The sequence below is a fragment of the Xanthovirga aplysinae genome, assembly GCF_009711365.1.
Taxonomy (GTDB): Bacteria; Bacteroidota; Bacteroidia; order Cytophagales; family Cyclobacteriaceae; genus Xanthovirga; species Xanthovirga aplysinae.
Genome location: NZ_SMMB01001206.1, coordinates 1 through 11,519 on the forward strand (window position 1 = coordinate 1; position 11,519 = coordinate 11,519).

The window sequence follows — 11,519 nt, forward strand, 5'->3', positions numbered from 1 at the left end:
TAAAGGACAATATATACTTTATAAAAGTAATTACTATATGAAGGAGAAAGCTTACAACTTTCAAGAAGGAGAAGTTTTACTAATTGATAAGCCCTATACTTGGACTTCATTTGATGTGGTTAAAAAAATCAGAAATAACATCAAAATTAAAAAAGTTGGGCATGCCGGGACTTTGGATCCGCTGGCAACGGGTCTTCTGATTCTTTGTACAGGAAAAATGACCAAACAAATTGATAATTTTCAAGCACAGGAAAAGGAATACACAGGAAAAATGATAATTGGGAAAACTACCCCTTCTGTGGATCTGGAGACTGAGGTGGACAGCGAAAAGGATATTAGCCACCTTAAAGTGGAAGATTTGCAAAACCAAATCTCGCAATTCCAGGGAGTAATTCAACAAATTCCACCTATCTATTCTGCAGTAAAAGTAAATGGAAAAAGGGTTTATAAACATGCCAGAAAAGGGGAAGTGGTCGAAATAGACCCTAGAGAGGTAAACATCAAACTGTTCGAGTTGACTGACATTTCTCTTCCGGAGGTTAGTTTTAGGGTAATTTGCTCAAAAGGAACTTATATTCGAAGCCTGGTCCGAGATTTTGGAGAAGCGCTGGGAACAGGAGCTTATTTATCAGAATTAAGAAGAACTAGAATAGGGAACTTTACAATAGATCAAGCTCTAAATTTAGAGGGTTTTATTCAATCAATTCAGAGTAGCAAATCAACTTATGAAAATATACCACAGTATTGAAGAATTTCATAAACTAACTTATGCAGTAGTCACTAGTGGTACTTTTGACGGGGTCCACTTCGGGCACCAAAAGATATTAAAACGACTGACAGAAGCGGCCAAAAAAAACCACGGGGAATCAGTTCTGATTACCTTTTGGCCTCATCCTCGTATGGTTTTACAACCCAATGACCAATCATTAAAACTGCTTTCTACTTTTGAGGAAAAAGCTGATTTATTGAAAAAACAAGGAATCGATCACCTGATTAAAATCCCTTTTACTAAAGAATTTTCCCAAATGAGTAGTGAGGATTTTATTCGGAAAATATTAGTAGACAAAATTGGGACCAAGCGCTTAATTATTGGCTATGACCATCGATTTGGCAAAAACCGGGAAGGCGGCTTCGAGCATTTAAAAGCCAACGCACCAGCCTACGGCTTTGAGGTAGAGGAAATTCCCCGCCAGGATGTAGACCACATGGCAGTAAGTTCTACCAAAATAAGAAATGCTTTGGCCACAGGAAATGTTGGCCTGGCAAATCGATATTTAGGTTCTCCCTATAGCATTGAAGGGAAAGTTATTGAAGGAGAAAGAATTGGGAGGTTAATAAAATTCCCCACTGCAAATTTGTGCATTGAGCAGGATTATAAATTAATCCCAGCAGATGGTGTATATGCCGTAACCGTGAAGTACGAGGGCTTAACCTACAAGGGCATGCTAAACATTGGAAACCGCCCCACAGTTAGTGGCCAGGCAAGAAGTATAGAGGTTCATATTTTCAATTTTAACCAGAATATTTACAAAAAGAAGATCAGGGTTCATTTTATTGAGAGAATACGGGATGAAAAAAAATTTAACAGCCTGGAAGAACTCAAAAAACAACTTCAGAAAGACAAGGAAATAGCAGACAATATTCTTAATTTATAGTCAAATTGCATATACATTAAAACTTTTAACGTTAGCGTATGATTAATAAAGTAGTTGAAAGTGCTGATAAGGCAGTCTTTGATATTCCTGACAATGCTACTCTAATGTTAGGTGGGTTTGGCCTTTGTGGCATACCTGAAAACAGCATCAAAGCCTTACTAAAAAAAGGAATACATGGGCTTACTTGTATCTCCAATAATGCAGGAGTAGATGATTTTGGAATAGGGCTAATGCTTCAAACCCGACAAGTAAAAAAGATGATTTCTTCTTATGTAGGGGAAAATGCCGAATTTGAAAGACAACTCCTATCTGGGGAATTGGAAGTGGATCTCATTCCTCAGGGAACGCTCTCCGAACGAATTAGGGCCGGAGGTGCAGGAATTCCAGCCTTCTTCACTCCTGCAGGTTATGGAACTGAAATTGCAGAAGGGAAAGAAGTAAGGGAATTCGATGGAAAAAACTATCTACTGGAATCCTGGTTAAGGGCTGATTTTTCTCTTGTCAAAGCCTGGAAAGGAGACACTGCAGGGAACTTAATTTACAAAGGGACAGCACGTAATTTTAATCCAATGATGGCCGCGGCGGGAAAAATCACCATTGCCGAAGTGGAAGAACTGGTTCCTGCTGGGGAATTAGATCCTAACCAAATCCACACCCCGGGCATCTATGTTCAACGAATTTTTAAAGGACAGGATTACGAAAAAAGAATTGAACAACGCACAACCCGTCTTTAACTATTTCACTTAAATGCTTAATGCTATGGCTTTAGATAAAATTGGAATTGCCAAAAGAATCGCTCAGGAAATTAAGGACGGTTCATACATTAATTTGGGCATTGGAATTCCCACCCTGGTAGCAAATTTCATCCCTAAAAATATAGAGGTAGTATTGCAATCCGAAAATGGTCTTTTAGGCATTGGTCCTTTTCCACACGAAGAGGAAGTGGACGCAGACTTGATCAATGCAGGAAAACAAACCGTTACTATGCAGCCTGGTTCTTCACTTTTCAATTCAGCTGAAAGTTTTGCCATGATTCGCGGAGGCCATGTGGACCTTACTATTTTGGGAGCTATGGAAGTATCCGAAAATGGTGATATTGCTAATTGGAAGATCCCTGGTAAAATGGTAAAAGGAATGGGTGGGGCCATGGATTTGGTAGCTTCTGCAGATCACATCATCGTGGCCATGCAGCACAAGAGCCGAAGTGGGCAATCCAAACTTTTAAAAAACTGCACCCTACCAATTACAGGTATTAAATGTGTAAAGAAAATCGTAACAGATTTGGCTGTTTTGGATATTCTTCCTGAAGGCGGATTTAAATTATTGGAGAGAGCTCCAGGCGTTTCTGTCGATGAAATAAAAAACGCCACCGAAGGGAAACTCATAATTGAAGGAGAGATCCCGGAAATGAAATTAGAAGTGGCTAAAGTTTAAAATTGAAAAAGAGAACAGATGATTTCACTTTCAGAAATTCTCTCGCAGGACATTAAATAAAGGGACAAGGATTTGGCAAGTCAAGCTTCTTCCATAGGGCTATTTTTTCCTGAAATTTAAATCCGTACTTTTGCGGGATATTTTAATATTGAAGTACAATGAACAAAAAATCGGAGATAGTATTTAGTGTAGAACTGGATGAAAACAATATTCCTGATAAAATTCACTGGAATGCCACCGACCGTCCGGATGAAGGCCTATCACAGACTAACGCCATAAGTCTTTCTATTTGGGACCATTTTCAAAAAAACACCATGAGAATTGACTTATGGACCAAACAGATGACTGTGGATGAAATGAAGCGCTTTTATATTGATTCTATTGGGGGACTAGCCCAAAGCCTTTTAAACGCTACTGGGGATGAATATATGGCCAATGAAATGGAGGGATTGTGTAACCGCCTGGTAAAGCACGTGGAAGAAGAAATGAAAAAAATGTCAGAAAAACCAGGTCCTGACAAAAAATAAATTGAAGAGTGAAGGGTTTGAATTGACTTCTTACCTCTTCACTCTTGGCTTTTACTATTCTATCTTAAAAGCTAACTTATACAGGATAGGAACTAAATAAAGTGTTAAAAAAGTCCCAAAAATCAAACCAAAGATCAAGGTAATAGCCATAGGGCCCCAAAATCCGCCACTAATCCAAAGGGGCAAAAGGCCCAGGGTAGTTGTTATGGTGGTCAACAATATCGGACGTATACGTTTTCGTGAAGCTGCCAGTATAGCATTTTGGGAAGTACGATTAAATTCCTCCATTTCAATTTCTATTCGTTCAAGTAAAACAATACCATTATTAATGACAATACCTCCTAATGCTATCATTCCCAAAAAGGAAAAGAAGCCAAAATAAGAACCTGTCAAAAACAATCCAAAAACCACTCCCACTAATCCTGTAGGAATCGTCACCAATAAAATCAAGGTCTTTCTTACAGAATTGAATTGGATAAATAATAATATTACAATTACACATATTGAAATCCACAATTTTGAAGTAATTGAACCAATTCCCTTTTTACTTTCTTCTTTTTCACCACCTATCTCATAAAAATATCTTGGCCCCCACTTTTTACTTTCTTTCTTTAACCAGGGAAGAAATTTTTCATTAATATTTGTGGCATTATACCCAGGGAGTAATTCACACCTCACAGTAATTGTCTTATATAGATCCCTTCTCAAAATCTTGGCGTATTGCCACACTGGTTCAATTTCTGCCACACTTTTCAACGGAATAGTTTTTTTTGACACCTTTGAAAAGATATTAAGCCCTTCCAAACTGGAAATATCATTTCTTCGAGACCTAATATTTCGGGTTATAATTGGGATCACTAAATTCTTATCCCGAAATTCCCCAGTTGGGGAACCTGTCAAAGTTTCCAAAGACAAAGCGACATCCAAATTTGTCACTCCGGCCAGTCTGGCCCTGGCTTGATCTACCCGAACAATGAGCTTTTTTGTTTTCAATCCCCAATCATCAGAAACCTCTCTGGCCCCCTTTATTTGATCAAGTTTGGTTTTTAATGATTTTACAATAGAAAATAGGGTGTCGGTGTCCTCTCCTGATATACGGACCTCAATAGGTGGTTTAGACTTCCCACTACTGGATAATAAAGAAATTCGGCTGACAAGATTAGGGAAGTTATCGAAGGAATATTGACGAATTTTTCGAATAATTTCTTTATTAACTTTTTCACCGGAAGTAATGATCAATAAATGAGCAATTTCAGGTGATCTTTCTTCCGGCATATAACCAGGATCATATTTAGGAGCACCTCCCCCAATAAAAGATGAAAACCTTAAAACGCCTTTTTTGCGATTCTCTCCTACCATCAGGCTATCTAAAATAAATTCCTCAATCTCCCCTATTACTTCTTCGGTCTTTTTAATCTTTATTCCATGAGGTAATTGAAAAGAGGCAACAACAGTCCGTTGTCTGCTGCTTTCAGGGAAGAAAATAAAGGGTATAAAAGAAGAGATTAACGCTGCGAACAAAAGCAGGATAATCATTAACAGCAAAAACTTATAGGGCGAACTCAACACCACATTCAACGTAGCTACATATCTCCTTTTTAGTATCCGCTCTATTTCCCAAACCCTTGATTTTGAAGATTTGGTCTTTGCCTTTACAAAGTAAACCATTAATATGGGTACAACCGATTGGGATAATAGCCAAGAGGAAATTAAGGCAATAGTAACTACCAAAAAGGTTTCACCAAAGATTTCTCCCATGACCGAATTGGCCAAAAAAAAGCAAAGAAAAGCGGCTGAAGTAGTTAAGGAAGCAGTTAGTAAGGGGCCACTCAGTTCATGAGCAGATTGATATGCAGCTCTCATTGGAGGGACCTTTTCCTGAAATTTGGTAGCAATAGAATCGGACATGACTATGGCATTGTCCACTAACATCCCCAAAACAATAATTAAAGAGGCAAGGGTAACCTGATTTAAGCCTATGCCAAAAATGCTCATAAAAACCAAGGTAACCATTATCGACAAAGGAATCATGGCCGCCACAACCAATCCTGCCCTTGCCCCCATTACCACCAGCATAATCAATAAGACAGCAATAATACTTTGCGAAAGGCTTTTCAGAAAAGTATTAATTGAGCGTTGTACTAAACGGTCACCGGAAGAAATCTTTTGAAGGTGGATTCCCAATGGCAAAACGTCATTAAAATATTTGATTTGCTTATCTATGGCTTCCCCCAACTCAATGATGTTTTCCCCCCTTTTCATGGAAACTGCTACCGCCAGCCCCTTTTGACCATTTACCCTTACAATATATTCTTCCGGGTCAATGTAACCTTTGTAAATATGAGCAATATCCTCTAAATAAATAAACTCCTTGGCATTAGCGGTAGGGAAAATCAATTTTTTCAGGTCTTCCAGAGACTCAAAATTACCAGATGGCTCCAAAATCACCCTTTCGTCTCCTACATTGACGAATCCGCCAGGAGAAATAATATTACTGGAAGAAATCACTTCCTGAAGTTTTTCCTTTGAGAAACCTATTTCTGACAAACGGACATTGCTATATTCAATAAAAATCCTTTCTTCCTGTTCTCCGACAATCTCCACCTTGGCTGTTTGGGGAATTTTATAAAAAGCATTTCTCACTTCATCGGCTTTTTTCTTCAATTCAGCATAAGAATATCCTTGACCTCCCCAAATTCCCACCATTATACTAAATATATGTCCTCTTTCGTCATCCACCTTAGGACCAATAATTCCATGAGGCAATTTGGATTTAGTATCTTTTACTTTTTGCCTTAGTTTAATCCAAACAGATTCTAACTCCTCAATATTTTCCTTTAATACCACATTAATTTCAGAAACTCCCATACTGCTTTCGCTTCTTATATATTCCACTTCGGGAATTTCCTGAATGGCTTTTTCTAATTTATCAGTAATCAACAATTCTATTCTTTCAGGACTTCCTCCTGGGAAATAGGTAGTCACCTTGGCATTTCTCACCAGGAATGGTGGCATATCCTCACGAGGAATATTTTGAATAAGCAATAATGCTGCAATTCCAAATGAGACAATTATCCCAAAGATTGCCCGACCATACCTCACTGAAAAGCTTGTTATATTCATGCCATCATTCGATTAGTCTGACTTCCATTCCCTCATACAAGGAAGGTATTCCGGCCACAACAACTAATTCACCTGCTTTCAAGCCAGACAACACCTCAAACCCTGTAACTTGTAAGGTCCCAATCTCAATAGCCCTTCGGTGCACAATTCCCAAATTCTTTTCCTTAATTTCCACCACATAAACAAACCGACCACTTTCATCTTCATTTACCGCTACGGCAGGCACCGTAAGAAAATACTTTTCGGTGGTAGGCAGAAGAAAGGTGACTTCGGCGGGCATCCCAGGTCTTAGAACCTTACTAATCTGGTTTAAGCGTATTACAACTTTATAGGAGGCGGATTCGGCCTGACGAGTAAAAGGCACCACGGTAACTTCTCCCGTAAAACGTACATCCTCAATTGATGAAAAATTCACCACCACAGGAATTCCCTTATAAATTTTACTAATAAAAGATTCTGGAACACCCACTTCCACATCAATACTGTCTTCCGAATTTATCACTACCACTGCTTCACCAGGCTTTACAATTTCATTAATGACAAATCTTTTCTCAATCACAATTCCATCAACAGGAGAAAGGAGGGTACCATACTCTACTTGCCTTTGTTTAATGTCTACCTTTTTGATGGAGGCCTCAAAATTTGAAAGAGCATTTGCATATTCACTTTTAGCCTTTTCATAATCGCTTAGAGATACATTGTTTTCTTCAAAAAGACTTTTTACTCTTGCTAAATTGGCCCTAGAAGCATCCCGCTGGACTTCCATATCTCTTAAAACCGCCTTGGCTGTTTCCAGCTCTAACTGATCATCTATATTATCAATGGTAGCAACCAAATCTCCTTTACGCACCTCCTCGCCTTCATTCACTTCCAGGGAATTCAATACTCCCCCAACTCTAAAACTTAACTCTGTTTCCACTGCTGCAACCGAAACTCCTGTGAAAGTTTGGGCCCTTTCTCCTGCCGTATAGACTACTGGCATGTACTTAATTGGCCTGAGGTTCTCCTTTTTCCTCTTGTTTTTGGTGCCACAAGAAAATAAAATAGAAAAGAGCGACAAGGAAATAAACACTATCACTACACATATGAAAGTACTATCCTGAACAAAACCTCCCCATTTCTTCCCTTTTACCATCACTTATTTTTATAAGCAGGAAAGTATTCTCTAAAACGAAAGGCCATATCTTCCTCCTCCTCAGGACTTCTTAGCATGGCAAAACTGCTGATTGCCCGATCAATATCAATCAAACTATTTAAAAACTGATAAACTGCATTTGCAGCCTGAAGGCTAGCCAAAATAGCTTCATTTTGTGCTTGTAATAAATCTACAAAAGTAGATCGTCCACCCGAATATGATTCCCGGACAATCACAAAAGCTTTTCGGGAATATTCAGCAGCCTTTTTAAATAAATCCAACTCAAAAGCATTTACAGAGGAAAATAGTACCGCTTGACTCACATTTCTTTCAATTTGCAGAATGATAGACCTTCTCTGCTCCTCAAGCTGCAATAAATCAATTACTGCCTGTTGGGTGACATTCTTAACCCTTCCCCCTTGTAAAAACGGAAAAAACAATGTGACATTCACCTCTGTAGTAAGTCGTGGTGGCAACAATGGGTCTACTATTGTTCCAGGGACTACAATAGGATCTTGTCCTCCTCCTGTAAAAAGTGAATAAAAAAAGGCCACATTAAGCAAAAAATCAGGAATATATCGCTCCCTTTGCACTAATTTTTTAAATCGGATCTGGGAGGCTATTCTGGCATCAATAGCTTTTATTTCCGGAGAATTTCGAATTCCTTCCAAAATTAAGAAATCCGTTAAATTTTGAATTTCATTGGGGCTATAGAGCAAATCCACCATACGTTCGTCAAAATACCGAGAAAATATGCTATCAGAAAGAAGAGACTCTCTAATGATAAAAGGTTCGGTATATGGTCTATTGAGCAGAATATTCAAACTGATCTGGGTTAGATCATAAATATTTTTAGCCCCAATAACCTGGGCTGTTTGCTGAGCCTCATTTGCTTCCCATCTATAAACATCTGATATATCCGCATAACCCACTTCCTCCCGGGCTCTTGCTACTTCTAAATTCTCTTTTGTAAACCTTAAATTATCCTGAGCAATACTCAATAGGTTTCTTGCCCTCAAAATATCGAAATAAGCTGTAGCTGCAAATTGAATATTGTCCAGTCGAAAAGCTTCATAATCAAAGGCGACAGCATCTGCCAACAACTTTTGAACCCTAACTTCTCCCATCAATTGTTCATCAAATATGACCTGAAAAAAACTCAAAACAGCAACCGAAGCAAACTGTACCTGAGTCATTCCTCCTAACTCCGATTGTTGTTCATCTACTATGACATTAAAAAGGTTAAAAATTCCAAATGGGAAAAGGAAAGACCTGGCGATTTTTCGGTTTTGACGAAATGATTCAACTTCTTTATACCTGGCTCTCAAATCAATATTGGACCGCTGGACCTCTATCAAAACATCTAACAAATCTAATCTTCTATTACTTTCAATTTCAAATTGATTTAATAAATCTGCATTAGAAAGAAGACCATATGAAGGAGAAAGCTTGAGTTTATTTAGTGTTGCTACATTAACCGTAAGTTTTTGTCGTGATTCTAATATCACTGGCAAGTCAGCGGGATCGATGTCATTCAAAATACTTTCTATATTTAATACTATCCTTCGAATAGCTTTAGCAAAATCTGGAGCAGGTGTATTAGTGGCCAAGGCCCCCATTTCAACAATTTCTACACTGGAGGTGAAGGAAGGCAACCCTTTTTGATTTACCTCTTCCAACAATTTTTTCAAGTTTTCTTCCTCAACATAATCTGTAAAATAACCCAGGAAAACAGCATCAACATCTTCAGGAATAGAAACTATTATCGAATCCTCCTGGTCCATTACCGGAATAACTTCTATCTCAAAACCTCTTTTTGCCATTAAAGAATCTAATTGTTCGGATTTCAAGGGAAGAAGTTCGATAAGTTCCTGATCCAATAAAATTCCCAGTTTCTTGAATCGGTACAACTCTAGAAATACGGCCAGGTCATTTGCAAAAGATTCGGAAGTTAATATATAAGAAAGATTATGAATACCGGAAGTCTCTCTTCTTTCCATACTGACTCCCTGAATAACTGGGTCTTCTATTCCGTATATTATTAACGGTTTGGGAAAGTCTCCCTTATTTAAAAGAATTGCCCCACTTAAAACTCCCAAACAAACAATATAATCCACTTCAGGATCCTCAGTCAATTCCCTATAACTTTCCTCAATTAGCTGAGTTTTATCTTCGACGGCAAACACTTTCCCATTAGGAATAGAAATGTCATAGGATGAACCTAATATTAAATCCAATTCCTTTCTAAGAAGATCTATTGAGGATTTATAGTACCCTTCCCTCCCATCATGAATAAGCCCTATAACCACTTTCTTCCTTGGAGGTTCAATAGTTTCATCCTGGGCCTGAAGTGGGGAAACCAGCAACAGCAAACTAATTAATATCAATAATTTAGATGGATGAAAAGAAACTTCTTTAATTTCTATTATACTTACCTTATCGGCCATTCCCTCTCTATTTAAAGTCCAATTCTAAATCCTACTAATCTCCTTAAAGGCAAATTTCCTTGTAAGCTAAACCCGTCTCTCAATTAATAGTTTTAACAATGAATTTTTTAAGAAAAAGATCTAATAAGCTTTTTCCCGAAGAATGGAGCCGTTTTAGTTTCTAAAATCAACAAGAAACAGAAATAAACTACTATAAAGGTTCTAAACTAATTTGGCGTTTAAAGCAGAACTCTTTAAAGACTCTGCACAATAACTGGAATTTTTTAAGCCCCCTCTCTGTTGAAAAAATGTAAATCTTAACAAAACCTATAAACCATGGCCAAATCCAATCCGGAATTAATAGCAGCCATCAGACGAGCTGCCAAAAGAATTGCTACAGAAGATCAATATCAATGGGGACACATGGGTAGTTGTAATTGCGGATATCTGGCTCAGGAAATCACGCAATTGAGTCGGGCAGAAATACATGATTACGCTACACGGAAATATGGAGACTGGACCACCCAATCTGATGCTTATTGTCCCAACAGTGGTTATCCTATGGATCTGCTCATTTCTAAACTCTTGGAGGCAGGCATGGAAATTGAAGATATCAAACACCTGGAGCGATTAAGTAATCCCAAAATATTAGCCCATCTTCCGGCATCAAAAAAACATCTTCGTTATAATGCAAAGGAGGATGTTATGATTTACATGAGTGCATGGGCACACAAATTGCAGCTAGAGTGGGAAGAAAAAGCCGAGCAATTGGTGAAGTTGAAAGCTCCTGTTAAAAGCTCCGATATTCTTGATAACTCCAGGTGACCTGAAGGGTACACGATAAAAAGAAAGTTGGGCTTGTCGTGGACCCCGAACTTGAGTCTCCCTTTAATCCTTGATCACCTCAACCCTAAAAAAGGGTAAGAGAAAAAGGAATACAAAAAGATCCGCTAGAAGAAATTTTGTAACTTTACGAGAAATCGGCTTCCTTTTTTAAATTAGTTCCGATTAAGACACAACCATTCTAGCAAATGATAATTCACAGGTATTTTAAGCGAATTTTTGACGATTACATAGTTTTAGTTCAGGTTAACCCAGAAAGTTTAAGAGGAACAGAATTAATTATTCATCCCGACGGAAAGATTGAAAAAACTAAGATGGTATTTGACGAAAACATTTATGAGGACCTTTTGGCTGATGATTTTCAGGAATCAAGCCC

At 38.1% G+C, this 11,519-nt stretch carries 10 protein-coding genes; 7 read left to right on the forward strand and 3 right to left on the reverse strand.

Going from position 1 to position 11,519, the window contains the following annotated elements:
* Positions 1 to 37: 37 nt before the first annotated feature.
* From truB to gldC, 5 genes are all read left to right on the forward strand, one after another.
* Positions 38 to 748 carry a tRNA pseudouridine(55) synthase TruB gene (gene truB, locus E1171_RS16860; RefSeq protein WP_155207225.1) on the forward strand — a complete coding sequence of 237 codons (711 nt, stop codon included), beginning with the start codon at positions 38 to 40 and terminating at the stop codon, positions 746 to 748.
* Entirely contained in the window at positions 726 to 1,655 is a 930-nt protein-coding gene (locus E1171_RS16865) for a bifunctional riboflavin kinase/FAD synthetase (RefSeq protein WP_155207226.1), read from the forward strand. Before truB ends, E1171_RS16865 begins: the two co-directional genes overlap by 23 nt.
* A 38-nt stretch (positions 1,656 to 1,693) precedes the next feature.
* Positions 1,694 to 2,389 carry a CoA transferase subunit A gene (locus E1171_RS16870; protein ID WP_155207227.1) on the forward strand — a complete coding sequence of 232 codons (696 nt, stop codon included), beginning with the start codon at positions 1,694 to 1,696 and terminating at the stop codon, positions 2,387 to 2,389.
* A gap of 25 nt (positions 2,390 to 2,414) precedes the next feature.
* Complete coding sequence (locus E1171_RS16875; RefSeq protein ID WP_155207228.1) at positions 2,415 to 3,089, forward strand: 3-oxoacid CoA-transferase subunit B; 675 nt, start codon at positions 2,415 to 2,417, stop codon at positions 3,087 to 3,089.
* A gap of 158 nt (positions 3,090 to 3,247) precedes the next feature.
* Positions 3,248 to 3,616 carry a gliding motility protein GldC gene (gene gldC / locus E1171_RS16880; RefSeq protein WP_155207229.1) on the forward strand — a complete coding sequence of 123 codons (369 nt, stop codon included), beginning with the start codon at positions 3,248 to 3,250 and terminating at the stop codon, positions 3,614 to 3,616.
* Positions 3,617 to 3,670: 54 nt separating this feature from the next.
* Here gldC and E1171_RS16885 read toward each other — a convergent pair whose 3' ends face one another.
* Genes E1171_RS16885 through E1171_RS16895 form a run of 3 tightly spaced genes read right to left on the reverse strand, consistent with a single transcriptional unit; the run spans position 3,671 to position 10,321 of the window.
* The gene (locus E1171_RS16885; RefSeq protein WP_155207230.1) at positions 3,671 to 6,739 is read right to left on the reverse strand and encodes an efflux RND transporter permease subunit; all 3,069 of its coding nucleotides are present in this window, start codon (positions 6,737 to 6,739) and stop codon (positions 3,671 to 3,673) included.
* Between the two features lie 4 nt (positions 6,740 to 6,743).
* A complete protein-coding gene (locus E1171_RS16890; RefSeq protein ID WP_155207231.1) occupies positions 6,744 to 7,874 on the reverse strand; it encodes an efflux RND transporter periplasmic adaptor subunit in 1,131 nt (376 codons plus the stop codon).
* A complete protein-coding gene (locus E1171_RS16895; protein WP_155207232.1) occupies positions 7,874 to 10,321 on the reverse strand; it encodes a TolC family protein in 2,448 nt (815 codons plus the stop codon). Before E1171_RS16895 ends, E1171_RS16890 begins: the two co-directional genes overlap by 1 nt.
* A 315-nt stretch (positions 10,322 to 10,636) precedes the next feature.
* On the opposite strand from E1171_RS16895, the gene E1171_RS16900 reads away from it, so the two are divergent.
* Positions 10,637 to 11,125 carry a hypothetical protein gene (locus E1171_RS16900; RefSeq protein ID WP_155207233.1) on the forward strand — a complete coding sequence of 163 codons (489 nt, stop codon included), beginning with the start codon at positions 10,637 to 10,639 and terminating at the stop codon, positions 11,123 to 11,125.
* Between the two features lie 206 nt (positions 11,126 to 11,331).
* Positions 11,332 to 11,519: hypothetical protein (locus E1171_RS16905; protein ID WP_155207234.1), on the forward strand; the 188-nt coding region annotated here is incomplete at its 3' end.